This window comes from uncultured Lutibacter sp. (assembly GCF_947493565.1).
GTDB classification, from domain to species: domain Bacteria; phylum Bacteroidota; class Bacteroidia; order Flavobacteriales; family Flavobacteriaceae; genus Lutibacter; species Lutibacter aestuarii.
The window spans coordinates 59734-86026 of sequence record NZ_CANLRG010000011.1 but is presented as its reverse complement, the minus strand read 5'-3'; the positions used below and the strand labels follow the sequence as shown (position 1 = coordinate 86026).

Annotated in this window: 19 protein-coding genes; 2 read left to right on the top strand and 17 right to left on the bottom strand. The window is 31.0% G+C overall.

Annotation, left to right across the window (positions count from 1 at the left end; genetic code table 11):
- Window positions 1-12: 12 nt before the first annotated feature.
- The 7 genes from sprA to nrfD all read right to left on the bottom strand — a co-directional run bounded on the left by sprA (window position 13) and on the right by nrfD (window position 16688).
- On the bottom strand, window positions 13-7056 hold the full coding sequence (gene sprA / locus Q0714_RS13210; RefSeq protein WP_298265830.1) for a cell surface protein SprA: 7044 nt from the start codon (window positions 7054-7056) through the stop codon (window positions 13-15).
- Window positions 7057-7059: 3 nt separating this feature from the next.
- Window positions 7060-7641, bottom strand: coding sequence for a Holliday junction branch migration protein RuvA (gene ruvA / locus Q0714_RS13205; protein WP_298265828.1), 582 nt, complete (start codon window positions 7639-7641; stop codon window positions 7060-7062).
- A gap of 39 nt (window positions 7642-7680) precedes the next feature.
- Window positions 7681-9957, bottom strand: coding sequence for an NADP-dependent malic enzyme (locus Q0714_RS13200; RefSeq protein WP_298265826.1), 2277 nt, complete (start codon window positions 9955-9957; stop codon window positions 7681-7683).
- A gap of 129 nt (window positions 9958-10086) precedes the next feature.
- Entirely contained in the window at window positions 10087-11019 is a 933-nt protein-coding gene (gene queG / locus Q0714_RS13195; protein ID WP_298265824.1) for a tRNA epoxyqueuosine(34) reductase QueG, read from the bottom strand.
- A 34-nt stretch (window positions 11020-11053) separates the two neighbouring features.
- Window positions 11054-12025, bottom strand: coding sequence for a YitT family protein (locus Q0714_RS13190; RefSeq protein WP_298265822.1), 972 nt, complete (start codon window positions 12023-12025; stop codon window positions 11054-11056).
- A gap of 135 nt (window positions 12026-12160) precedes the next feature.
- Complete coding sequence (locus Q0714_RS13185) at window positions 12161-15052, bottom strand: molybdopterin-dependent oxidoreductase (RefSeq protein ID WP_298265821.1); 2892 nt, start codon at window positions 15050-15052, stop codon at window positions 12161-12163.
- Window positions 15053-15071: 19 nt separating this feature from the next.
- The gene (gene nrfD, locus Q0714_RS13180; protein ID WP_298265819.1) at window positions 15072-16688 is read right to left on the bottom strand and encodes an NrfD/PsrC family molybdoenzyme membrane anchor subunit; all 1617 of its coding nucleotides are present in this window, start codon (window positions 16686-16688) and stop codon (window positions 15072-15074) included.
- A gap of 156 nt (window positions 16689-16844) precedes the next feature.
- Between nrfD and Q0714_RS13175 the strand changes: the two genes are divergently transcribed.
- Entirely contained in the window at window positions 16845-17087 is a 243-nt protein-coding gene (locus tag Q0714_RS13175) for a MoaD/ThiS family protein (protein WP_298265816.1), read from the top strand.
- A gap of 21 nt (window positions 17088-17108) precedes the next feature.
- On the top strand, window positions 17109-17531 hold the full coding sequence (locus tag Q0714_RS13170) for a molybdenum cofactor biosynthesis protein MoaE (RefSeq protein ID WP_298265815.1): 423 nt from the start codon (window positions 17109-17111) through the stop codon (window positions 17529-17531).
- A 4-nt stretch (window positions 17532-17535) separates the two neighbouring features.
- On the opposite strand, the gene Q0714_RS13165 is transcribed toward Q0714_RS13170, so the two are convergent.
- Genes Q0714_RS13165 through Q0714_RS13120 form a run of 10 tightly spaced genes read right to left on the bottom strand, consistent with a single transcriptional unit; the run spans window position 17536 to window position 26290 of the window.
- Entirely contained in the window at window positions 17536-19305 is a 1770-nt protein-coding gene (locus tag Q0714_RS13165) for a DNA mismatch repair protein MutS (RefSeq protein WP_298265813.1), read from the bottom strand.
- Complete coding sequence (locus Q0714_RS13160; protein WP_298265811.1) at window positions 19306-20385, bottom strand: HesA/MoeB/ThiF family protein; 1080 nt, start codon at window positions 20383-20385, stop codon at window positions 19306-19308. It lies immediately after the preceding gene.
- A complete protein-coding gene (locus tag Q0714_RS13155; protein ID WP_298265809.1) occupies window positions 20385-21221 on the bottom strand; it encodes a DUF1835 domain-containing protein in 837 nt (278 codons plus the stop codon). The genes Q0714_RS13160 and Q0714_RS13155 overlap by 1 nt, the downstream gene beginning before the upstream one ends.
- Window positions 21214-22326: an NTP transferase domain-containing protein gene (locus Q0714_RS13150; RefSeq protein WP_298265807.1), complete on the bottom strand. Its 1113-nt coding sequence runs from the start codon at window positions 22324-22326 to the stop codon at window positions 21214-21216. The genes Q0714_RS13155 and Q0714_RS13150 overlap by 8 nt, the downstream gene beginning before the upstream one ends.
- A complete protein-coding gene (gene moaC / locus Q0714_RS13145) occupies window positions 22319-22798 on the bottom strand; it encodes a cyclic pyranopterin monophosphate synthase MoaC (protein WP_298265805.1) in 480 nt (159 codons plus the stop codon). Before moaC ends, Q0714_RS13150 begins: the two co-directional genes overlap by 8 nt.
- Before the next feature lie 36 nt (window positions 22799-22834).
- Window positions 22835-24031 (bottom strand): molybdopterin molybdotransferase MoeA, encoded by a 1197-nt coding sequence (locus Q0714_RS13140; RefSeq protein WP_298265803.1) that lies wholly within the window; start codon window positions 24029-24031, stop codon window positions 22835-22837.
- 4 nt (window positions 24032-24035) lie between these two features.
- On the bottom strand, window positions 24036-24245 hold the full coding sequence (locus Q0714_RS13135) for a hypothetical protein (protein WP_298265801.1): 210 nt from the start codon (window positions 24243-24245) through the stop codon (window positions 24036-24038).
- The gene (gene moaA / locus Q0714_RS13130) at window positions 24246-25232 is read right to left on the bottom strand and encodes a GTP 3',8-cyclase MoaA (protein WP_298265799.1); all 987 of its coding nucleotides are present in this window, start codon (window positions 25230-25232) and stop codon (window positions 24246-24248) included.
- Window positions 25232-25864, bottom strand: coding sequence for a hypothetical protein (locus Q0714_RS13125; RefSeq protein ID WP_298265797.1), 633 nt, complete (start codon window positions 25862-25864; stop codon window positions 25232-25234). Before Q0714_RS13125 ends, moaA begins: the two co-directional genes overlap by 1 nt.
- Before the next feature lie 12 nt (window positions 25865-25876).
- Window positions 25877-26290, bottom strand: a complete 414-nt coding sequence (locus tag Q0714_RS13120) for a DUF6691 family protein (RefSeq protein WP_298265795.1) — start codon at window positions 26288-26290, stop codon at window positions 25877-25879.
- Between the last annotated feature and the right edge of the window lie 3 nt (window positions 26291-26293).

Below are 26293 nucleotides of genomic sequence, written 5' to 3'. Positions count from 1 at the left end.
TATTTATTTTTATTAATTTCCTAAAACATATCTAACACTTAACCCAGCGCTAACTGATTGCCTAGGAAAAGTTGTTGAAATTGCGTAACGTGATGAACTTTGATCAAAATAAAAAGAAGCCGTTAAATTTTGATTGATTGCATAATCTGCAAAAAATTTCACCGACAATAATTTTTGCCCTCCTGTTACTTGGTTATTATCTTCATCAATTGCTCTAATCACTGTTTCATTATCTCTTAAAGAAATATCTGCCCTCAAATCTAAATCTCCTTTTAGTTTGGTTAATTTACCTCCAAATCTAAATTTCATTGCTAAATCTTTAACTCTATATCCTAAACCTACAATATATTCCATTCCTTTAATTTGAGTTATTGTATTGTTATTAAAGTTCAAAGTTAAGGCTCTATCTTTATTTATTCGACCGGTGAAAGATACGGAATTTTTCATTTTCATGTCTACTTTTACCAAAGGAGAAAATTCTTCTGTTAAATTTACATTGGTAAAAAGGGTTTTATTATAATAATTTCCAGCAATATCTGTCTCGGCATAAGGGTTAGACGCATTGTATTCTAAATTATTACTAAAATTGGTAATAGAATATAACGAATTATAACTATGTGATACTGAAAAGCTTCTAAAATGTTTTTTAAACCACTTCATTCTCATAAAACCTTTATAAGTTAACTGCCAACCTGGAATTGGAACATCTCTAAATGCAGTTAAATTTACACTATTTGCATCTTTTCCTGAATAAGCAGCCATAAACGCTGGTAAAGAAACTTGTTGACTAGTTACTCCAAAACCTGAAATAGGCTGCCCTGTTTTAGTTGCAAGACGCTGTGCAATTATTGCTCTATTTGCCTTAAATTCTTCAAAATTTTCATCACTATTTTTAAAAGCAGTTTTTAGCATATTATGGCTAACGCTAAAGTTTCCATATTTTGAGATGGGAGAATTAGAGCTTAAGACATTGTTAACTACGTCAATTTGTTGAGCTGTTTGTTTTGTGTATGTTTTATTTCCTCTTAACTCAATATCTAAATCTCTAAAAGGCTCTAAATCAATGATTAAATCCAGCTTATTATAATGCGTTTGCGAGTACGTTTTGTTATAATATGGATCATCTTCATTTCTAGATAACAACCAACCATTTTCAATTGCTTTTTGTCTGATATCTATTTGACTACCAAAAACAAATCCTAAGGTTGGGGCTAAACTTCCACTAAAATTATCTCGTCCTAAAAAGCCAATTTCTGGAACATATCCAGGTAAGTAAGTACCATTGTTTTCAGAATAATTAATTTTAGCTGTTTTAACAGACGTTAATAAATTATAAAAGGTTTTACCTACTTCGGCACCAAATGATGTATTCTTTTTCTTATTTGACTTTGGTAATGCAATTGGTACATTGTTAGTAGTAGTGTTCTTTTTGTCTTCCTTTTTATTTAATAGTTTATCTACTCCAATTGTTTTATAAAGTTTTGTAAAATCTACATCAAACCCCAAGGCATGGGTGTTAGCATTTTGAATGACATTACCCACTTTTTCAATATATGATTGCGAAGAAGCTTGCCAATCAAAATCGGCCGTATAAGCATAATTTGCATTAATAAAATCTAAGTAAGGAATTTTATTTATAGGAATTTTATAGGTTCCGTTCAATGTTTGATGGTAATGATCTGGTCTTCCCATTGTAAAGAAGTTATCAAACAATTTCACTTCATCTGAAGCATTAAAATCATCGTAAATATAGTTGTTGGAAGCTCTAAAATTAAATTGAAGCGATTTGGTTAAATTATAACCAATATTATAATCCCAATCAAACATAAAATGACGCTGTTTTAATGTTGGTAATTGTGGTAAACCTTCTATTAAACTTCTTGATAATTGTTCATTATATCTTCTAATAATATTTGAATTTATTGAAATGGTTGAAGGCAATAAATTCACATTAAAATCTTTAATTAATTTTAAAAAGCGACTATTTAAGACCCCTAAATTTTTAAATGGTTCAATTTCTAATGGCTGAAAACTATAATTGTAATTTGCTGAAGCACGTACATTTTGATCTACAAATTTTTCAACATTATAATCGCGGTGATAGGTTTCATTATACGCATAAGAAAGTGATAAATTTTCTACATTGTAAAAACGTTGCTTTTTTTCAGACTCTGGATTAAATTCTTTACGTACATTAATTAAACTTATACTTCTTCTTTTGGTATAATCTCGTGCTTTATCACTATTAGGATTTACCTCTTTTGCTTCATCAAATAATACATCTTGGTATTGTGGGTCGTATTTAGGATCTCTAACCTCTTCAGAAATACTATAATTTAAAGGTAATTTTACACCCCAACTTTTTGGAAGCAGCTTACCAACATTTACATTGGTCACTAAATCGTATAATTTTGTATCTTCTTGACTTCTTTCATTAACACGCTGCTCTATACCTCCAAAGCCTTGGGTTTCCATTCTTCCAGTTACTGCAACATCAGCAAAATCAGCAAAGTTGGCATCGGCACTAACAATAGCCGCCCAACCTCCTTCATTATCAAATTCAGAAACGCGCATTTCGTTAAACCAAACTTCTGTACTTTGATTGGTATTACTAACGTTTTTAACACCCAACATAATTGTTTTTATATTGGCTAAATTTGGATTTCCTTTTACACGAATATCATATCCTTCTAAACCTTCTATTGGTGAAGGTGTATTTATTGCAGGGTATAGCTCATTAGGAGCAATACCGGCATCAAATCTTAATAATTTAAGTTTCCCTAAATATTCTAGAAATACATCTAAGTTATTTTCTTCAGGCCAAATTTCAATTGGTGTAGTTACACCATAGTCTGAAATTTTTAATAATTTTTCTAATTGATAATAATTATCGTTTAAATCACTTCCAATTCTAATAATGGCTTTAATTTCATCATCTTGAACCTGTGTTTTGGTTTGAACGCCTTCTGCGTGTAAAAACAATTTTAATTTCTTGTACATTCTTAAATCAACCCTAACATTTTTAAAAATAGCACGAGTTTCATCAGGTTCTAAATCTGATACTTTAATTGATAATGATTGCTCATTTTGTTTTTGCAAAGTGGTGTTTCCTCTTAAAACTTCTCTTTTAATTCCTGGAGGTAACACATAAGGTATTGGAGTTCTGTCTTCATTTTCTTGAATATTAACAACTCCTACTTCAAAATTTTGTAATTGTTGGTTGGTTAAATCTTGTGGTGGTATATTGGTATCTTCTAAAGTTTTTGTAAAACGTCTCCAATCTCCTCTTACTAATTGTAATTCTCCAAAACGCAATACTATTGGCATTTTAAATTTGGTTAAAAACATCCTCATAAAACGAATTGAGTTGAAACCCGTAATATCATTCACTACCTCATCTGGTGAACTCACCTGAATTCTAAATTGCAACCATCTAAATTCTTTTTCACTTCCATCCTCTAAAGTAACTTTCACTCTTTTTTCATCTACAATGTTATTTTGACCAACTACTAAATCATTTTTATTTAATGAAACTTTATATTGGTAATAACTCTCAACAGAGTTCATTGTTTGGTCTTTATTAATGTCTTCGGTATCAGGAAATGTAGTTGCTGATGTTGGATAATTCTCTGGAGATAAATTATTGGTTGGAGAGTTTCCTTGTGTATTGTTAAATTGTTTATATCTATTGATTATTGAGGCATCAATATTATCATATTCAGAACTTCTAAAATAGCGGTAATTATCGTTTGCTGGATCTGATCCAAAACTAGTTCCAAATAATTGAATTTCTTCTTCATCATTTAAACCATCTAAACCAACATCTTGATTTAATCTTTCATTGTCACTATCGCTAAAAGCGTATAATAATGATTGGTTGGTTGGTATTTTTCCCCAAATAGTTTGATCTGTATTATTAGTGCTTAACGGATTTTCTGGCAATCCATTTTCATACATTTTTCTTCCATCTTTCAATATATCTTCAGAGATATTACCTAAATTAAAATACAATTCTCCTACCTGATTTGAAATATTGTTTGGATTAATTCCTGCTGGTAATCCTTCTTCTTGAGTAATTGAATAATGGTCGTAAGGATCCATTAACCAAAACTGAATATATTCAACATTAGATTGTTCAAAATTAGTAGTTGTTAGCGCTCTTGTAATACCTGCCCATCTATCTTCTGGATTTGTAAATTTTCCATCAGCCCCAACATTATTAGTGTCAAAATTATAACTTCCTCGTTCATTAGGAAAATAAGCTAAATCCAACGTTCTAACAATTGTAGATTGCGTTAAGTCTAAATCTTGTTCAGGAAATAATTCTTCATATCTAATTCTTCGAACTTCGGCTCTGGATAGCTCCGTATTATCAATTCCTCCAGGTTTTAAAGAAGATCCTCCATAAAATAAAGGATCAATAATATACCATGCTAATTTGGCTCTTTTATAGCCATAACTTAAGTCTGAAGCATTTCCTCCTAAGTCAAATTGTGTTTGGTATTGAGGGGTGCTTGCTAAATGCCATTGTTGGATAGATTTAATTTCTAAAGGTATTTGAGAACCTTCAAAATCATCAACATAAGAAGTGGCTTCTCCTTCTAATTCGATTCTTTTAGGTGATCCTGGTTTTAAATAAGCAAAGTCTCCTCTAATTGAAAAATTAGAAGCAACATCTGTATCTACATTTGGTAGTTTATTTACCCATTTAGTGAATTTTGGCACTTCGGTTCCATAACTCGCATTTACACCAAAAATTGTATTGTTTATAGGTTCTTGCCCAAATAATGCCTTTTGGGTGATTGGTTTTTCATTTAAATTTAAAAAAGTAGCCCCTGCAATAAATTTATCAGAAAATTTATGTTCAATATCCACACCAAAAAAACGTTTGTTTTGAAGGTTGAATGCTGAATTATTTTCAACAGAAACTTGAATAGGTGCGTTTGAAGCTTCTAAACTTGGGTTTATAATTTGAACTCTAGCCATTTGATAATCAACTACATAATCAACACCCTCTACCAGTTCTCTACCGCCACTAGTAACTCTAACTGAACCTTGTGGAACATTTAAGGCTGGTAACCTAATTCCTTCTGCGCTTTCAGATTTTAAATATCCTTTAAGCAAATATTTATCTTTTTGTTGAAAGTTGTTTTTAGCTTCAGATTGTGTTATTTCATACAATTCGTTAAAAATGAATGCAGCATCGGCAACATCTGTTAATTTTGTTTCTAAATCCCTACCGAAAGGTTCAACTGTTGGAAAAATAATTAATCCTTTTTCTGAATTAATAGTAGCTCCTTCTACATAATCAAAATACCCATCTCCTTCAGGAACATAAAACTGACTTTGGTCTAACCTATCAACATCTAATAAATTTAATAAGGTTTTATCAGCAATACCAGAAGTTTGTGCATTTTGCAAAATATTAATTGGCACTCCTGTTTGATCATCTTCATATAATAGCTCTAACCTAAATCCTTCAGGTTGCATTCTATACGTTTGAAGCGAATAAACATTTTTCATCATCAAATTCCACATAGGAATTTCTGTGCTTATAATTTCACTTCGCAGTAGCTTTACAACAATATTTTCAGGTGCTACTATTCCATCACTTGTAAACTCACCAACTTTATAGACGTTAGCATCTCCGCTAATGGTGTATTCAAAAGCAACCGCTAACACATCTGAGTCGGTTAGCCTTCTATTTAATGAAATAAATCCTAATTGCGGATGTAAGGTAAATTCATCTGGTCTTAATTTTATTGCATTTTCTAGCACCGAATAATCACGCCCTTGTTGCATAGAAAATGGAGCTAAACCATTGCCAACTGTAGAAATATTACGGACTGGATTTGTAGTAGTTAATATGGCAGAAATGTTATTTGCATCATTTGAAGGCAAGGTTACTCCTGGAGTTGGTGTTACGTTGGCAGGACCAATATTATCTGGATTTCCTTCACCAATATCCGCTAAAGCTACAATGTTTCTAATATCAACAGTAGTGGCATTTCTGTTTGTTACCCAAACTTCAATTTTAGTAATATTGATAGGACTATTTATTAATGGGTAATCTTTTAAAGCTGTATTGTAATTATCTCTAAAATATTGTGATAAAAAGAAATGTCTATTTTCATCATAATCGGTTGCTTGCAACTCAAACTCTTGAATGGTAGAGCCTCCTTGAGCTGCAACAGATTTAGTTTGTGATTTTTGTTCAGCAAAAACACCTGTAATTGTTGTTTTTCCAAATTGTAACTGGGTTTTTACACCAAATAAACTTTGCGCACCAACAATTAATGAATTTTTTAAAGGCATACTTACATTACCTACTTCTATTTTTTGAAGGATATCATCTTCTGTTGGTGTATATTCTAATTTTATTTGATTTTGAAAATTAAAAGTAGACTGGGTATCATATTGTGCAGCAACTTTTAAACGTGTCCCAATTTTTGCTAAAATACTCGCGCTTATTTCTTGATTAAAATCGAACGTAAAACTACTTCTATTACGCTCTGAAAGTTGAGGATTGTCTACCTTTTGATACAAGGCACCCATTTTTATTAAAACAGAACCTTGAGGATTCACTTCAATGGTATTGCCACCAAAAACTGATTGAAAAAAATCTGATTTTATATAATACGTTGGCAATAAGTTTTTTTGCGCCTCTTCACTTCCAATTTTTTTGCTATTTGTAGCACTTATTTTCTCTTTATAATATTGTAACATATCCTTTTTCAGTTTATACTTTTTGTACTCTTCTTGAGACATATAAACTGGACGTTTCATATAATAATCACCTACTTTTTCAATAATTATATATTTCTTTAATTCTGCATCATATATAATTTCAGATTTTGCAGGATCGTTTAAAAATAAACTTCCCTCTTGATTATTTTTAAAAGGGTATTTTAGTTTAATTGAGTCTTTTTCTTTAGCAACCTTTAACGAGTCTTTTGATTGTGTAACTGGAACAGTTTGTGCATTTACTGCCACTTGAAAAAGCAACAATAAAAAAAACAAAATATATGGTTTGAATATTAATTGTAGTTTCTTCAAATCTTATAAATTTTTGAGTGCTTTTTTAATTAGAACTTCAACACTCATAGTTTGGTCTTCTATTAAAATTTTATCGATAACTTTCTCTGCTTGTTTTTTAGCAAATCCCAATACCTCTAAAGCTGATAACGCTTCATTTTTATTGGTATTGTTTTGAGTAACAGAAACTTCGTCAACAATATATGTTTTAGAGATTTTATCTTTTAAATCAACCAACAAACGTTGAGCAGTTTTAGCTCCAATTCCTTTAACAGATTGAATAACTCCTACATTTCCAGAAGCAATAGCTTGTTGAATTTCATCAGTAGTCATTGAGGATAACATTGTACGTGCTATACTTGGACCTACACCTGATACAGAAATAAGTAACCTAAAAATTTCTCGCTCTATTTTTGAAATAAAACCATACAATGTATGGGAATCTTCTTTTACAGCTAAATGCGTGTATAAAAAAGCAGATTCGTTATCGGGTAGCAGTGAAAAAGTATTTAATGAAATATTTAACCAATAACCAACCCCACTAGCTTCAATCACAGCATATGTGGGATTTTTTTCAATTAATTTACCTCTTATATGGGTTATCATATGTATCTTTTTCTTTTAACAATCAAATGTAATAAAATATTATTTATGTTTTTGTTTTTCCTGCGCATGCACAATTGCTACGCAAGCAATATTAACTATTTCATCTACACTGGCTCCTAATTGAATGATATGCACAGGTTTCTTTAACCCCATAATTATTGGCCCAATAGAATCAATTTTATTAAACTCTTTCATTAATTTATAACCAATATTTGCGGATTCTAAATTAGGAAATATTAAGCCATTTACTTTTTTACCATTTAATTTTGAAAATGGAAATTTTTCCTTTAACAACTTAGGGTTTAAAGCAAAATCAGCTTGTAATTCTCCATCAATAACTACATCAGGATATTTTTCATGCATAAGTTCAACTGCTTTTGAAATTTTATCAGCAATTTTAGTGTCGGATGAGCCAAAATTAGAATACGACAACATAGCAATGGTAGGTTCAAAACCAAACATTTTCATTCCTACACTTGTCATGTAAGCTATATTAGCCAATTCTTCTGAAGAAGGGTCAATGTTGATTGCTGTATCAGAGAAAAAAATAGGTCCACGTGAAGTAAGCATAATATTGGTGGCTGCAATTTTACTAACTCCCTTTTGTTTTCCAATCAATTCAAGCATAGGTTTTACAACAGTTGGGTAACTTCTAGAATATCCTGTAACTAAAGCATCCGCTTCACCTTCATTAACCATCATTGCGGCGAAATAGTTACGTTCACGCATCCATTTTTGAGCATCTAATAGTGTGATTCCATTACGTTGGCGTTTTTCCCAATATACTTGGGCATATTTATTTCTTCGTTCTTTTTCTTCATTAGACTTAGGGTCAATTATTGGAAGCTCTGCATCAAAATTAATTTCTTCCATTAATTCCTGAATAATTTCTTTGTTTCCTAATAAAATTGGTTTCCCAATACCTTCATCAAAAATAATTTGAGCAGCCTTTAAAACATCTAAATGATCAGCTTCTGCAAAAACAATTGATTTTGGATCTGATTTTGCTTTGGTCATAATCATTCTCATCAACTTACTTCCTGTACCTAATCGTTCTGCTAAGGTTTCTTTATAAGTTTCCCAATCGATAATTGGTTCTTTGGCTACTCCTGATTCTATGGCGGCTTTGGCTACAGCAGGAGGTACTTCTGTAATTAATCTATGATCAAAAGGTTTAGGGATGATATATTCTCTACCAAATTGAATATTGGTTTCTCCGTAAGTAATATTTACTTGTTCTGGAACAGATTCTTTAGCAAGATTTGCCAAAGCATGTACTGCTGCCATTTTCATTTCTTCATTTATTTTTGAAGCTCTTACATCTAAAGCTCCTCTAAAAATAAAAGGGAACCCTAAAACATTATTTACTTGATTAGGATGATCTGATCGCCCTGTTGCCATAATCACATCTTTTCTAGTTTTAACTGCTAAATTATAGGCAATTTCTGGAGTTGGATTAGCCATCGCAAAAACGATTGGATCTTTTGCCATTGACTTTAACATTTTAGGAGTTACCACATCTCCAATAGAAAGACCAATAAATACATCTGCATTGACCATGGCATCTTCAAGTGTATTTAAATTTTTGGCTGTTGCAAATTCCTGCTTTTGTGGAGATAAATTTTCAGCACCTGCTTTGATAACCCCTTTACTATCGCACATGACTACATTTTCTTTTTTAGCACCTAATGCCAAATACAATCTTGTACAAGAAATTGCAGCTGCACCTGCTCCATTCACAACTATTTGTACTTTTGAAATGTCTTTTCCTGTAATTTCAATAGCATTTTTTAATGCCGCAGCTGATATAATTGCAGTTCCATGCTGATCGTCATGCATTACAGGAATGTCTAACTCTTCTTTTAATCTTCTTTCAATTTCAAAAGCTTCTGGAGCTTTGATATCTTCTAAATTAATTCCTCCAAAAGTTGGTGCTATATTTTTAACTGTTTCAATAAATTTGTCAACATCTTTGGTGTTTACTTCAATATCAAACACATCAATATCTGCAAAAATTTTAAATAACAACCCTTTTCCTTCCATCACAGGTTTGGATGCTTCGGGTCCAATATCTCCTAATCCTAAAACAGCTGTACCATTAGATATTACAGCCACTAAATTTCCTTTTGCAGTATATTTATAAACGTTATTTACATCTTTTTCAATTTCTAAACAAGGTTCTGCAACACCTGGTGAATACGCTAAAGACAAATCTCTTTGTGTTGCATATTTTTTGGTTGGAACCACTTGAATTTTACCTGGAGTTGGTTTTGCGTGATATAATAAAGCCTCTCTCCTTGTTCTTGATTTACTCATAAAAATTGTTTCTTAAATGAACTTACAAAGATACAGTTTTATATAATTGTATTTTGCTATAAAAATTTGAAATACTTTGATTTGTTATTAAAATAGCTTTAAAAAGATGACTAACTTTAAAAATTAACCTTATTTATAATCGTTTAAAAAACGAATATTTCTAGTTAAGCCAGAAAATTTGGTGCGTTTTACTGCTGATTTTTTAAACACATTTTTAAATACCAGTTCGGTAAGCTCTTCCCAATCATTTTTTGTGAATGCTAATAAATCTGGATGTGGATTAAATTTTTCTTCGGTATGTGGTTTTGAAAACCTGTTCCAAGGACAAACATCTTGACAAATATCGCAACCAAACATCCAATCTTCAAATTTTCCTTTCATTGAGGTTGGAATTTCATCTTTTAATTCAATGGTAAAATAAGAAATGCATTTACTACCATCAACTGTATTATTAGGTAAAATTGCATCGGTTGGACAAGCATCAATACATTTGGTACAAGTTCCGCAATGGTCAGTCACAAAAGGCGTGTCGTATGCCAATTCTATATCTAAAATTAGTTCTGCTAAAAAGAAAAAAGAACCTTTGTTTTTTTGAATTAACAACGAGTGTTTTCCTCTCCAACCCAATCCTGCTTTTTGAGCCCAAGCTCTTTCCAAAACAGGCGCTGAATCTACAAATGCCCTTCCATGAATTTCTCCAATTGTAGCTTCTATAAAAAAAGTAAGCTCTTTCAGTTTGGATTTTAAAACGTGATGATAATCTTCACCATAAGCATATTTTGCTATTTTAAAAGCTGAATTATTTTGGTTTGTTTCTGGAAAATAATTAAATGTTAAACTAATCACACTTTTCGCATCTTCTACTAGCAAACGAGGATCTAAACGCTTATCAAAATAATTTTCCATATACTGCATTTTTCCATGGTAACCATTTTTTAACCATTGTTCTAAATTAGATGCTTCTTCATTTAAAAATTTAGCCTTAGCAATACCGCAACTTTCAAAACCTAAACGTTTTGCTTCTTGTTTTATTAGGTTAGAATATGTTTGTAGCTTGTTCACCTCACAAAAATAGCATAGTTATTTAAATCAATGTTTATTTTGCAAGTGGCCTTTTCTTTATCATACCTCCTTTAGTATCTTTAATACTATTCATAATAATAAAGGCAGAGGAATCTATCTCATCAATTTCAGTTTTAAGTCTTGCAATTTCTAATCGAGTAATAACGGTATAAATAATATCAATTTCTTTTAAGGCTGTTCCTTTTTTTCCAAAACCACCTTTCCCAGCATAAATGGTTACACCTCTACCTAGTTTTTCAGTAATCATTAATCTTATTTTTTCACTTTCATCAGAGATAATTGTAATACCTGTATATTCTTCAACTCCCTCAATAACAAAATCTACCGTTTTGGCTGCTGCCATATACGTTAACATTGCATATAAAGCAACTTCTATTGACAAAATATACGCTCCAAAAGCAAAAATCAATATATTGAAAACCAAAATAATATCACCAATAGTTAACCCTGTTTTTTTACTTAAATAAATTGCTAACACTTCGGTACCATCAATAACTGCACCTCCTCTAATTGCCATACCAATTCCTGCTCCTAAAAAGAAACCTCCAAAAACAGCAATTAATAATTTATCTGAAGTAATTAAAGGGTAAGGAATAAAATGCACAATTAATGCCAAGCCTACTATTGCAATAATACTTTTGAAGGCAAATTGTTTTCCTACTTGAGAATATCCTAATATAATAAAAGGAAAGTTAACTACTAAAATTAAAATAGATAATGAAAACCCAGTAACTTCAGATATTAATAATGAAATACCCATAGCTCCACCATCAATAAATGAATTAGGAAGTAAAAAACCTTTTAATCCAAAGCCAGCTGAAATAATTCCAATGATAATAAAAAATGAATCACTCAATAAATGTGAAAAACGAATTTTAAAACGGTTTACTTCTTTAGACAATTGTAATTCATTCGTTTGTGAATGCTTTTTTTTAAAATTGCGTTTAAATCTTTCAATAATAATTTGTTGAAAAATATTCTTCATATAAAATTATAGATTATAATTAGTTTACTTATGATACTATTTAATTTATTTTGGGTGAAAAATAAGCATTAATTTTTTAACTGAAGCAAACTAATATTTCCTATAAAAAAAGTCTCGCTGTTAGCGAGACTTTTTTTATTTTTCTTTTTTATCTATATAATAGGTTGAATCGTCTGGCCTAAAAGCACGATTAAACCATAAAGGTCTACGCTCTCCATTAGGGCCTGGAGCAGGACGTGTCATTGCTAACCACTCTTTATAAATCTCATGTGACTTATTAGTATCCACAAAAATATCTCCATAGTTTTCACCTTGCTTTGGTTTTTCAATACGTACTCGCTGATGCCAACAATGCATTCCACTTATTGGATCAGGATGAACGGCATGTGTGATGTTTTGATGCACTCCTCCATCTTTCCAAAAAATCCTTTTAGAGTCTTTATCTTCCGATTCAAAAGGTTTAATTCCTGAAATTGTATTCATCTTCCAGCCACCTTTACCATCACCTTCAATATTTACGGTATTAGTAGCCCAACGATTTCCAATTTTATCTTGTGGTCTACGCCAACGCCCTATATGATGTGAACAAGCAACAACACCTGGTTTCATACTTTGTGTTACCCAAACTTTATCAATAAAATAACCAATATCGGTATTCATTTTTACTAAATCTCCAGTTTTAAATCCCCATTTTGAAGCATCATCAGGATGCATCCATATTGGATTTCTATTAGAGATTTCTACCAACCATTTGGCGTTGCCAGAACGTGAATGAATTAAGGTAGGCAACCTAAATGTTGGAACCAGTACATATTCACCTTTAGACTTGTCTAAATGATCATTATGAATATGGCTTTTTATGTAAGTTGGTGTGGCATATTCTGGCCATTTCCAATCGACCATTGTTTGTGAGTAAAATTCATTTTTACGTGATGGTGTTGGAAAGCCAACCACTGCTTTGCCATTTACCATAACTCCAATAGCTTTTCCGTTTTTGGTAATTACGTTTGTTTCTTTATCTATTTTTGTTCCTTTTAATTCTTCTTTGGTAAGAGGTGTTTCGTTTTTCTTATAAGATTCTCCTTTTTCAATTTCAAAAGCACCGTATTTTTGCATGTATTGTAGCGCTGTTAAACCTTCAGCTTTTGCTTTTTCAGGTAAGCCTTTTACACGCTCAAAAATATATTGATAATATTCATCGATAGTAATTTTTTCTCCTGGTCGGTAAGGTGATTCAAAATGTTTTCTAATCCCCATACTTCCATCAGGATCAATTCTCCAACTTAACTCAATCCAAAATTCATCCTCTTCCCAAACCTCTCCAGGATTTGCTTGGTAGGTAAATTCAACAGGTTTTCCATTTCTTCTTGCGGCTTCTCTTAAAACTGGTTGACGAAAAGCTACCCAAGTACCACCATGTGTTGCATAACTATTGATATCATGACGTTCAGATGCTAATCCCATTGGCAATACAAAATCTGCATAAAAAGCCGTTTCATTCCAAGTTGGCGTTAATGCGGTATGCAAGCCAAATTTTGTTTCATCACTAAACATTTCCATCCAAGTAAATCCATCAGGATACGTCCAAATAGGGTTAAAAACTCTCGAAAAATAAACATCCATTTTACCTCTACCCTCTTTTAACATATGAGGTAATAACTGACTCATTTCAAAAAAGGCTAATGGGTATTCTTTTGGGAAATGCAATTCGTTCCAAAATTTTTGAGGTTTTGGTTTGTTTGGTTGTGTTGGACCAAATTTATTCCACGAATTTGGCGATGTTCCTCCTTTTGCACCTACAGCTCCTGTTAAAACCGACAGAAAATGTAAACATCGAGCAACTGCCCAACCTCCTAAGTTTGAAGCCCCTGCGGCTCTCCAATTATGAGATGCAAAACGTTCACCAGCTTCACCAATTTTTTGAGCAATTTCAACAATCATTTCAGCTTTTACACCAGATTCTTTCTCGGCAAACTCAGGAGTAAACTCTTTGTACTCATCAATCATTGCGGCAATATAATTTTCAAAAGTCACCTCCGTATCGGAATGCCTTGCTTTTAAATATTCTTGCCAGTTTGTCCAATTTTCTAAATAGTTTCTATTGTATAAATTGTTTTGTAAAATATATAAAGCCATTGCCAATAAAACAGCAGCCTCGGTTCCTGGATAGGAAGGTAGCCAATAGTCTGACATTGATGCTGTATTAGATAAACGAGGGTCCATTGTTGCTAACTTTGCTCCTTTCATTTTACCTTCAATAATACGTTGCGCATGCGGATTGAAATAATGACCAGATTCTAAATGTGCCGAGACTAATAAAATAAATTTTGCTTCTGCGTGATCTGGCGAAGGTCTGTCATATCCATACCATAAATTATAACCAAAACGTGCCCCAGAAGAACAAATATTGGTGTGCGAGTTATGTCCATCAATTCCCCAACCTTGTAAAATCCAATTCATGAATTTTTCATGTCCTGGTCTTCCTACATGATATGCAATTTCATTTTGGCGATTTTCTTTTAGTGCCTTTCTTATTCTTTTTGCAATTGTATCTAACGCCTCATCCCAAGTAACACGTTCCCATTCTCCATCTCCTCTTTTTCCTTTTCTTTTTAAAGGAAATAAAATTCGATCTGGATCTGTAATTTGATTGATGGTTGCTGGCCCTTTTGCACAGTTTCTACCTCTACTTCCTGGATGGTAAGGATTTCCTTCAAATTTTTTAACCTCTTGAGTTTCTTTATCAATAAAAGCTGTTAAACCACAAGCACTTTCACAATTAAAACAGGTAGTTGGTACAATTTGATAGGTTTTCTTTTCTTTTTTAGGCCAAGTTTTTGGATTGTATTCTACCCAATTATCCCATTTTTCTGGTGGAGGAAAATTCTCGTACATTTGAGCCACTTCTTCATCTGTAAAATGGCGCATATCTTGGTCAAACTCCTGGTAGCCTTTTTTATGAAGATTTGGAATAATTCCTAATTTTTCTGCTATGTTTTCTATAAATGATGGTTTTTTATATCCCATGACTTTCTGTTTTTTTAAATTAAGCTAATGGAATTCTTTGTGGTGCTTCCACCCAAATTTTCTCTGTAATAATAATTCCAATTAATACACATATCGCTGAAAATACATTTAATATTTCACTTCCTCCAAAAAGTAATGTACCTAAAGGAATAATATTTCCAATTATAACTGTACCTAACCAAAACAGCCTACTATAGCGCCCTTTAGTTATCATTTTTACTGCCTTTTTTGCTGAAGTTGTTGGGTGGGTAATTGTTAATTCCGTAATTAGGGTAAATAGGTTAACTACCAATGCAATTATCATGGTGTTTTTTAAAATGCTCATCCAATTTTCTTGTCCAAATACTAGAGATGCAATTACAAAAATAGCTGTACCAGCCATAACACTATGCACTAACATATGTAGTGGTAAGGTGGGGCTTTGCCAAAAGTCGCGTCCTTTTGCCTGCGCAAATAAAAATGCTGTATAAATAGCTAATAATATGGCAAAAATAACGGTTACCCATAACAATATGGTTTCACCTGCTTGTATTTCAAAAAATGTTAGTACTCCCCAAATGGTCACTAACAATCCGAAAACTGTGATTGTATAACCTCCTTTTACCAACCAAGAGTTCCATTGTGGGCGTAAAAGAACGTTTAAAAATCGATCAGGTCGATCTAAATCCATTATTAAAAACAGCCCCGTTAATGCTAAAAACACCAATGAAATTCCAGCTGACCAAAGTTTCGATGTTGCCGAAACTTCATAACCTAAAATAATCGCTAAAAATGGAATTAAGAAAGCTCCAGCTGCAATTGCCTTTGTAAACACATATGCTGAAACTTCCCAACCCCAAAGCACTCCTTTATCAGGAGTATCATAAACTCTACGGGCTTTTCCTGTTAAAACATCAATATAGTTGGGGTTTTCTGTTTCTTTTCTTTGATATGCGGCTTGAATATCATTGTCTATACTCATTTGCAATAAGTCTACATCATCATTTGTGTACATCATTTTTTCAGCTGCTTTAGCAAAATGACCTACTCCACGTGCCTGAGAACTCCATAAACCTGGACCCGATTTAGCCGTAGCTTCAGGAACTAGTGAAGCATCATCTCCATCTATATAAAACAAATTTGGATTGGTGCCTTTTTCTGGTTTCCGAACTTTTACTGCCTGACGTGCTAACAATTGTGAAATTTCTGTTGTTGGATTGTGCATATCTCCAGCAATAATTGCATGCTCAGGACACACTGTAACACAAGCTGGCTCTCTACCAACATCTACTCTGTGAGCACAGTAATTACATTTTGCTGCTGTATTGTTATCAGGGTCTATGTACAAAGCATCATACGGACAAGCTTGCATACATGACTTACATCCTATACAACGGTTGTTGTCAAAATCAACAATACCATCTTCTCTTGTATACAAGGCTTCTACAGGGCAAATTTCTACACAAGGAGCATCTGTACAATGGTTGCAACGCATCACAGAAAAAATTCTACGGGTATCAGGAAATTCTCCTTTTTCTACTTGTTTAACATAAGTTCTGTTAACGCCAACAGCTACATCATGTTCTGACTTACAAGCTGTTGTACAAGCATGACAACCAATACATTTTCGATTGTCAATTATAAATCCATACTTCATTTTATAACAAATAATTTTGGTCTGTAACAAATTTAAGTATTGGCATTATTAGTTTAGTGATATGTATCACATAGGCTATTATTTAGAATTGTTTTAAATAAAGAATTGTTATATTAAATTGAAAAGATTTACTTTTGCATACAAGCTTAAAAGCAAATGAAAATACAAGTTTTATTTTTTGGGATTACTACTGACCTTACAGGTAAAAATTCTACATTTTTTGAACTAGACTCAAATACTACTGTATGGGATTTAAAACAACAATTAATTGCAAAATTTTCTAAACTACAACACCTCCATGAATTTGCAATTGCAGTAAATGAAGAATACGCAACAGATGATTTAAACTTAATTGATAGTGATGTTGTTGCAATTATTCCACCTGTAAGTGGTGGATAATATTATAAAAATAATATTTAAATGGAAAATACATCAATCCAAATAACCACAAAAACTTTAAACCTACAAGATTGCTATAACTTTGTACAAGATGCCTCTTGTGGTGGAATTGCTTTATTTGTGGGTACCGTTAGAAATACTACCAAAAATAAGGAGGTTACTTTATTAGATTTTAGTGGCTACGAACCAATGGCAGTAAAGGAGATGCAAAAAATTGCAAACCAAGCGTTGGAAAAATTTTCAATTCATAAAATAGCAATCCATCACGCAGTTGGTGAACTTAAAATTGGAGATATTCCAGTAATAATTGCGGTTTCTTCTGCACATAGAAAAGCCGCTTTTGAAGCTTGTGAATTCGCTATTAATACCTTAAAAGAAACGGTTCCTATCTGGAAAAAAGAACATTTTGAAGATGGTGAAGTTTGGGTGAATGCGCATCCATAATAGTTTAAATAATTTCCATTTTCTTTAATAAAAAGGAGGCGTTCATATTTTTACAGATACCTTCTTTTAATTTATAATCAAAATTTAATTCGTTTTTAATTATTTCAGCATCAAAATAAAAGTTTTCAACTTCTGCTAATTCCTTTTCAATTTCGCATAAACTTAAATCGTGTGTAGCTATTATTCCGGTTGAATTAGATGCCACTAATTTTTGAACAAATTTCTTTGACCCAATTGCTTTATCGGTACTATTTGTGCCTTTTAAAATTTCATCTAAAATGATAAAGTAATTGTCTTTCCCAATTTCATCAACAATAAATTTTAAACGTTTTAATTCTGAAAAGAAATACGATTCATCATCAGCCAAAGAGTCTGAGGTTCGCATACTTGTAATTAATTTTATAGGAGTATATTCAAATGCTTTAGCACAAACTGGCAATCCAACATTTGCCATTACTATAGCTAAAGAAACGGTTCTTAAAAAAGTACTTTTCCCGGCCATATTTGCTCCAGTTATTATAAAAAATTGTTGATTTTTAATAGTAAAATCGCTATCAACTCTTTGGATCTCATTTAGTAATGTATGACCTAAATCGGTGGCTTTTATAACTTCTTTATTATTTTTAATTTCTGGAAAAACGTAGTTTGGATGGTTAAATGTAAAGTTTGCTAACGAATTTTGAGCATCAAAAAAGGCTATCACTTCAAACCATTGTTCAACTTTGCTTTTATAAGTTTTAATCCATTTTTCAATTTTAGAAGCTTGGTGTAAATCTTTAAGAAAAAAACCATTTCCAAGAACTGCAATAATTACATTATTTCGTTGATCTAAAGCATCTAATAATTTAGAATACTCTTTAAAAATTGTGGAAGCTTTTTTAAATTCAGTTTGGATTTTAAGCTGTTCATTTTTTAATATTTCAGATTTAAAGGAAGTATTTTCTATTTCATTTAATAACTTATAATATTGCTTAAACGTATCTTTGGCATTGCTTGTATTTTTGTATAATCCATTGACTTTTTTCACATAAAATCCAGAAATTCCCAAACCTATAAAAAGCCAAAACAACAGTATTACTTCTGGAATCAACTGTAATATTAACAGTGTTACTAAAGCTAACGAAATGGTTGAAAATATTGAAGATAAATATGACAAAAACTTTGGAAAAACGGATGTATAGTTATGAATCCATTGTACAATTTCTTTCGCTGGATGTTCAACTTTAACCAAACTAGCAATGGCCGTAAAACGCTGTCTCCAAATTGATTTTTGACTTAATTCTTTAATTCCTAATTGTTTTTCTTCGATATTTAATATTGAATTTGAAGTAAGTTCTAAAAACAACTTATTTTTCCCTTCTATTGTAACTGTTCTATTGCAATACTGAAAAAATGAACCTCTGCCAAATAAATCAATATCATAACTGTAAAAATGTTTAGGATTGATATACTCACTACCATCATTTAAGTTTAAATAATCTCTATTTAAAACGTTTAATTCAGTTTTGTTTATAGATATTAAAGCTTTATTTAATTTATAGCTATATTGTAAATTACCGTGTTTTACAACTAAAAAAATAAATACGACAACACCAATCCCAATGGTTAACAACATTAAACTTGTATTTCCAAAGAAAAAATAAACGCCTAAAATACTTCCTAAAAAAGTAAACAAACGCAATAAACTGGAAACCGAAAGTTTCTTTTTTAATTGGATAGATTCTTGCTCAAAAATATTTTTTTGAACCTTATAAAATTGGTGTGGATGTTGCATTTAATAGTTGTCAATTCCATCAGCTAAACTAAATACTGTTAGCTCTGGAAATTTTTCTTTTAATTTTAAAGTTACGTCATAGCTAGTAATTCCTTTTTTACAAACTATAATGTATTTCTTTTTATAATTTGGCTTAAAATCGACTACATTAAAAGTTTTATAAGGAATTTTTTGATGCACTTTAAATGGAATTGGAGCATCTAAATGATTTAAAACACTTATCACTTCAACTGTGTTATCGCTTATCACGTTTTTAAATTCTGAAGCTGAAATCAGCAATGTTTTATCTTGAGTTTCACAATATGCTTCTAAATAATCCGATTTATTAAAAATCTGCTCTATATCAATAGTCTCATTTTTACGCAATTTCATTTTAAATTGCGAATTTTCAAGGGCATTATAAATCAATAACTGATTGGTTAATAATTTACCTGTTTTTGTAATTAACTTAATCACTTCATTTACTTGTAACAATGCTATAATCCCAACTATTGGATTTAAAGTTCCTGCCTCTTCACAATTAGGAATATTAGTAGCAATTGTTGGAAAGGCATCTCGTAAGTTACAGCTGTAAAATCCTTCGGTATTTTGCCAATTAAATGTAGAAACGTAACCATCAAATTTATACAAAGAACCGTAAACTAATGGCTTTTTTAACAATACACAAGCATCATTTATCAGGTATTTAATTGGCAAACTATCCGTACCATCAACAACAACATCAAATGATGTCATTAGCTCTAGTATGATACTTTTAGCCACCGCTATAGTTGAAAATGAAACATTAGTATAAGGAGCTCTTTTTTTTACTTCTTGAGCTAAAATTTTAGCTTTTGGTTTGCCAATATTTTCGACATCAAAAAAAACTTGACGGTGTAAATTTGAAACAGAAACTGTGTCGAAATCAACTAAATGAAGATTTCCAATACCACTTGTAGCCAAATAAATAGCAATAGGATTTCCTAAACCGCCACAACCAATAACCAGTACTTTGGCATTTTGCAACAATTTTTGTCCTTTGCTACCAAACTCAGCTAAGGTAGTTTGACGTTTAAAAAACTCTTCTTTTGTAATGTGCATTAGGTATTTAAAACTATTTTCCCAAAGTTATTTAAATAATATTTAGAATCTTTAATTTCAATATAATTCTTCAATTTTTTAAGATATTGAACATATTGTAAATTCCCAAAACCATATACGGTTTCTTTTAATTGCCAAATTAATAGGCTATGAACAATTTGGTTTTTGGTTAATATTTCGGAGTTTATTAATTCTAAAATTTTAGTTTCAATTTGATTCAATCCTTTTTTATTAGGAAAACGTTTTAAATGCTGATTGATTGCCAATTGAAAGTAGTTGAATTTGTTACTTTGATTGAAGTTAAAATTATTTAGTTTTTCAAGATCATTTTCAACATAAACTTTCCAACATTCATTAGCATAATTTAAATTGCTTCGTGATATTTTAATTTTTGAATTGTAAAGCACTGAATATTCGAGTTCTGAAAAATCACTTAATGATTGTAATTGGTCTTTTCCTTTAACTTTTCCGGTACAAATCAAATAATAAAAAATATCTTTTCTATAACTTTTTATCAAATATGAACATAATGCCATTAGATTAACCTGACAAAACAAATCGAATTCAAACCATAAAACAACTTCATTATACTCCAATAAATCTTCTAATTTTATTAGTTCTTTAATTGTTTTATCAAAGTATTCTAATTTGGAAACCCCTAATTCTGTTTCAAAATAAGCATATCTCTTTTTCCAAAATTTATCACCTCCTACTTCAAAATCTAAAGGACCTTCACATAAAACTTCACGCCAAACTACAATATCGCCTTGTAGTGTAGATTGTTTTAAAATATTGGCAGTACTGTCTCCATTTACAATATGCAGTATTTTACTCATTTATCTCTTTTTGTGCTGCTTTAAATTCTTCAGGGGTATTAATATTTCTAATTAATTCATCGTCAATTTCAATAATTTCCACTTCTGAATTTATCAAAACTTTACGTGGACAAGAATATCCTTGCGCTAAATAATTTAACATTAAAGGATAACTTTTAGGTTCCCAAATGGTTATCAAAGGCTCTGGAAATTCTTTATTTTTTCCTTTAATAGTTGTAGCAGCTTTTGACGGATTTCTATGTTTTAACAACAGTTGAATAACAGAATTTGTTACAAAAGGTAAATCGGTAGCCAATACCAACCAAGCTACATTTGGATTTTTTTGAAAAGCTGAGCAAATTGCTCCAAAAGGGCCTAAACCTATAAATTTATCCGTAATTTTATTTTTTATGGCTACTTCTTGTTCTTCTCTAACTGATAAAAAAGTTTTTAGATGGTTTTGTTCTAATAATTCTATGGCTACTTCTCGTTGATTTTTTCCATAAAATTGAAGGGTTCCTTTATCAGTTCCCATTCTCAAACTTTTACCTCCAGCCAATACCAATCCTTGTATTGGTGCTATTTTTTCTTGGATTAAATTTTCTATGTGCTTCGATATTTTTTCAACTTCACTAATATGATAACACAATAGATTTTTTATTTGCGGATATTTTTCTTCTAAAAAATCAAAGTAGTTGGACTCCTCCTCTAACTTAATTATAAATTGAATATTATTTAATTGATTGAGTCTTTTTAAAACTGAAGCTTCTTTTTGTTGATCTAAAATTAAAATTTGTTTTGCTCCTTGATAATGATTCCCATTAATAAACACAAAATCGTATTGAGAAAACTGAATCCGTTGATTGAATTTATTTACTTCAGAATTTATTAAAATTTCAGCAGTTCCTCTATGATGAAATGTAAACATTTCCAAGGTATTCTTTTCAATATCTTTACTATGAGAAGCATCAAAATATGCTAATTTGTAATCTGATAATTTTTGTGAAACTTGTGCTACTAAATTTGAAATGACAGCACATTTTGTTCCTAAAATTGCAATTTCATTGGGTGCAAAATTATCGTTATTTCTTAATTCTAGCTTTGTATGTTTTTGATGTTTAGTCATTTTTTATATCGCTTTTACCTCCTGATTTTTCCAGTAATTTAACTTCTTTAATAACCATTTTTTGTGAAATAGCTTTACACATATCATAAACTGTTAAGGCTGAAATATTGGCTCCAGTTAATGCTTCCATTTCCACACCTGTTTTACCTTCAATGGCTACAGTACATAAAATTTCAATATGTTCTTTATCAATAATTTCAATGCCTATATCAACTCCTTGAATTAATAACGGGTGACACATTGGGATTAAATCTGAAGTTTTTTTAACCGCTTGAATACCAGCAATAATTGCTGTTTGAAAAACTGGCCCTTTTTTGGTAATCAACTCATCATTTTGAAAATGGGATATAATTTCTTCACCCAAAAACATTGTTGCTTTTGCTGTAGCTTTACGTTTGGTAATTTTTTTATCACCCACGTTTACCATTTTAGGTTGATTTTTTTCTCCTATATGTGTGAATTTGTTTTTCATTGTATTCAAATTTTAAGACCTGCTTAAAACATTTTTTTATCTATAAGTCAGTAAAGGAAAAACTTCTCCTTTGATAAAATTACTGCGATTGTGCGGCAATTCCAAAAACGCATCGGAATCAATTAAATTCGCTAAATCTCCTGAGCCTTTTCCAGCAATTGGAGTTGCCAATAATTTTCCGTTTTCTTGATTCAATTTTACCTGTAAAAAATAAGTTAAATTGGGCTTAAAATAAAAGTCTTCATTTAAAATTGCTTCATGTTTGCTTTCAAAATTTAGCCCTATTGATTTGTTATACCAAGGATAAAAATACTTTAAACAACTTACAAATGTTGATACAGGATTTCCAGGGAAAGCAAAAACAGTTTTAGCTCCTTTTTTTCCAAACCAAAATGGTTTTCCTGGTCGTTGTTTTACTTTATGAAATAATTTTTCTACGCCTAAATTATCCAATACTTCAGGAATAAAATCAAACTTTCCTTTTGAAACTGCACCACTAAAAAGCAATACATCGTTATCTTTTAAAAAAGATTGAATGTTAGTTTGAAGTGTATCTTTATCATCTAAAATATGTGAAGTTTCTGCTTTTATATTGAGCTTTTCTAACAATGCAACTAAGGTATAAACATTACTCCTTCTTATTTGATGTTCCGCTGGAGTTTCAGCTACCTCTACCAATTCATTCCCAGTTGAAACAATCATTACTCTAGGTTGTTTTCCAACTTTTACTTTAGATTTTCCAACCGTTGCTAAAACACCAATTTCTGCAGCCGAAATTATAGTGTTTTTTGAAATTAACACATCATTTTTCTTTCTATCCAAACCTTTTAAATGAACATTTTGATATTTTTTTACCGTATCTAAATTTATGGTTGCAAAACCATTTTCAATGGTTATCAATTCATATTGAATTACAACATCTGTATTATTAGGAAGCATCGCTCCTGTCATTGCTTCAATACAGTGATGTTCATTTTTTAAAGTTAATTGCTTACTACCCGCGGCTTGAATACCTTCTATTTTAAATTTTCTAATTCCTTTATTAAATGCTTTTGAAGAAAATGCCACTCCATCCATACTTACTCTATTAAAGGGTGGAAAATCTCTATCAGCAACAATATTTTCTTTTAAAACTCTTCCAGCAGAATGCATAAACTCAATTTCCTCAATTCCAAATTCTTCAGAATTATTTAAAATTATAGTTAGGGCATCTTTTACTGTTGTTAATTCCATCTTTTTATTGTTTTATCGCATTAAAAAAGGCTGTCAATTTAATTTCATCTAATTTTCCATTGGTTCTAACACCACTACACAAGTCAAGTCCATAAGATTGAACTTTTTGTATTTTTTTGTTGCGTTGTATGGGTTTATTCCTCCAACTAAAAAAACATAAATTGGTTTCCTCAATACTGCTTATACAACAAATTTTTACCTGTGTTTTCTTCATTTAACCTCCTATTGTGGACATGCTCTCTGACACATCATTTCCTCTAGAAGCCTCAGCTACAAAACCATTTTCTGGTTTATGATGTACGGTAGTAATAAACAAAGCCTTTAATTCATCATCACTTGCGCCTTGCCTTATATAATCTCTAACATTAAAAACTCCGTTATCAAATAAACAGTTTTTAAACATTCCAGTAGCAGTAATCCTTATCCTATTACAATCATTACAAATAGTACGTGTAAATGCTGGAATGATTCCAAAAGTACCTTTATAATTTGGGATTTTGTAATTTCGTGATGTTGAAGATTTTTTTGATAAAACAGGCTCAATCTCTTTATAAGCTCCTTTTATATGATTTATAATTGCATTAAAATCCCAAACTTCATTGATAGTTCTTTGTCCCTTTCCATTAAATGGCATTTCTTCAATAAATCGAACGGCTATATCTTTATTTTTAGATAATTCTACAAAATCAATAATTTCGTCTGTATTAAATCCAGATTGAACCACAATATTGAGTTTTAGTTTTAAGTTGCTTTTTTCTAGTTTTAACAATGTGTCATACACATTATCAAACACATCCCTTCGAGTTATTTTAGCAAACTTTTCTTTTTGTAAACTATCAATACTAAGATTGATGGAATTTATTTTTAATGCTTCTAATTTTTCAATATGATTTGAAATAAGTGCACCGTTTGTGGTAATATTAACTTCTTTTAATTTATCATTAAAAGATAACGAATCTAAAAAATTTACAAAATCTTTTCTAACAAAAGGTTCTCCTCCTGTTAAACGAACTTTATCAACACCTAGTTCAGAAAGTACTCTAATAATTCGATACATCTCTTTGTAGGAAAGCAGTTCTTTTCTATCAACAATATCTATTCCTTTAGCAGGCATACAGTATTGGCATCGCAAATTACATCTATCTGTAACAGCCAATCTTAAATAAGATATTTTTCTACCAAATTTATCTATTAACTCCATTAATTGAGTATTATTCTATTTCTACCTAAGGTCACTACTTCTTCTTTTTCTAGTTTTTCTAAAATTCTAGAAACTGCTTCTCTTGAGACTTTTAAATCACGTGCAATATCAAAATGCTTTTTTTCAACCACATTATCATTATTCACTAAACTAGTAGTTTCTAAATACTTTACAATTCTATATTCCAGTTTTTCAAATGCAATATCATTAATTTTTTCGATTAAAAAGGAGGTTTGTTCTCTATTTAACTTAAAATAAAATGACCGCCAAGAACTGTACTTTACAAACCACGAATTTACTACTTCTGATGGAATTGCTATGTAAGTTACATTACTTTCTGTTTCAATTCTTATTTCACTTTTTTTGCGTTCTACAGCAAATGTTAAAGCAATAGCACTTGTTTGCTTTGAAGATAGGTAATGTAAAAAAATTCCGTTCCCTTTTCCATCTCTTCTTTTTACTTTTGCAACTCCTGTAACAATAAGTGGAATAAGCTCTACATGACGCCTTACTTCTAAAATAATTTTATCTGGTTCTGCATTTTTTAAAATTCCATACGTTGAAATTTCTTGCAAAAGATTATTTTCAAAAGTACTAGAAAAATAGGTTGAAACAATTTCTTGTATTTTCACTTTATTGACGTTTTAATGAGGAATTTTATCTTTAACCATACCGTAGCAAAATGTTCCTAAAATAGATCCTAAAATAACAACAAGTATTGAAACTACACCTTTACCTATTAACACAAACATGGGACCAGGACAGGCACCTGCTAAAGCCCAACCTAATCCAAATAAAATACCTCCTAATAAATTTCTATATACTCCTCTTTTTTTAGGAGCTACATGAATTTCTTGCCCTTCAAATGTTTTAATCATGTTTTTTCTAAATAAAAACATACTAACCATTCCTAAAACCACAGCGGAACCAATTATTCCATACATATGAAACGATTGAAATTTAAACATTTCATAAATTCTATACCATGAAATTATTTCTGCTTTGGTCATTACTATTCCAAAAAGGATCCCTACTATAAAAAACTTAAGAAATTTCATAAT

What these genes read in the sequence shown, in the direction of transcription:
- Q0714_RS13165 (WP_298265813.1), bottom strand. Translation starts at nt 19,305, where the DNA reads ATGCAACATCCACACCAATTTTATAAGGTTCAAAAAAATATTTTTGAG.
- Q0714_RS13200 (WP_298265826.1), bottom strand. Translation starts at nt 9,957, where the DNA reads ATGAGTAAATCAAGAACAAGGAGAGAGGCTTTATTATATCACGCAAAA.
- Q0714_RS13175 (WP_298265816.1), top strand. Translation starts at nt 16,845, where the DNA reads ATGAAAATACAAGTTTTATTTTTTGGGATTACTACTGACCTTACAGGT.
- Q0714_RS13150 (WP_298265807.1), bottom strand. Translation starts at nt 22,326, where the DNA reads ATGACTAAACATCAAAAACATACAAAGCTAGAATTAAGAAATAACGAT.
- Q0714_RS13140 (WP_298265803.1), bottom strand. Translation starts at nt 24,031, where the DNA reads ATGGAATTAACAACAGTAAAAGATGCCCTAACTATAATTTTAAATAAT.
- Q0714_RS13160 (WP_298265811.1), bottom strand. Translation starts at nt 20,385, where the DNA reads ATGCACATTACAAAAGAAGAGTTTTTTAAACGTCAAACTACCTTAGCT.
- Q0714_RS13190 (WP_298265822.1), bottom strand. Translation starts at nt 12,025, where the DNA reads ATGAAGAATATTTTTCAACAAATTATTATTGAAAGATTTAAACGCAAT.
- Q0714_RS13185 (WP_298265821.1), bottom strand. Translation starts at nt 15,052, where the DNA reads ATGGGATATAAAAAACCATCATTTATAGAAAACATAGCAGAAAAATTA.
- moaC (WP_298265805.1), bottom strand. Translation starts at nt 22,798, where the DNA reads ATGAAAAACAAATTCACACATATAGGAGAAAAAAATCAACCTAAAATG.
- Q0714_RS13155 (WP_298265809.1), bottom strand. Translation starts at nt 21,221, where the DNA reads ATGAGTAAAATACTGCATATTGTAAATGGAGACAGTACTGCCAATATT.
- Q0714_RS13135 (WP_298265801.1), bottom strand. Translation starts at nt 24,245, where the DNA reads ATGAAGAAAACACAGGTAAAAATTTGTTGTATAAGCAGTATTGAGGAA.
- Q0714_RS13120 (WP_298265795.1), bottom strand. Translation starts at nt 26,290, where the DNA reads ATGAAATTTCTTAAGTTTTTTATAGTAGGGATCCTTTTTGGAATAGTA.
- nrfD (WP_298265819.1), bottom strand. Translation starts at nt 16,688, where the DNA reads ATGAAGTATGGATTTATAATTGACAATCGAAAATGTATTGGTTGTCAT.
- ruvA (WP_298265828.1), bottom strand. Translation starts at nt 7,641, where the DNA reads ATGATAACCCATATAAGAGGTAAATTAATTGAAAAAAATCCCACATAT.
- Q0714_RS13170 (WP_298265815.1), top strand. Translation starts at nt 17,109, where the DNA reads ATGGAAAATACATCAATCCAAATAACCACAAAAACTTTAAACCTACAA.
- moaA (WP_298265799.1), bottom strand. Translation starts at nt 25,232, where the DNA reads ATGGAGTTAATAGATAAATTTGGTAGAAAAATATCTTATTTAAGATTG.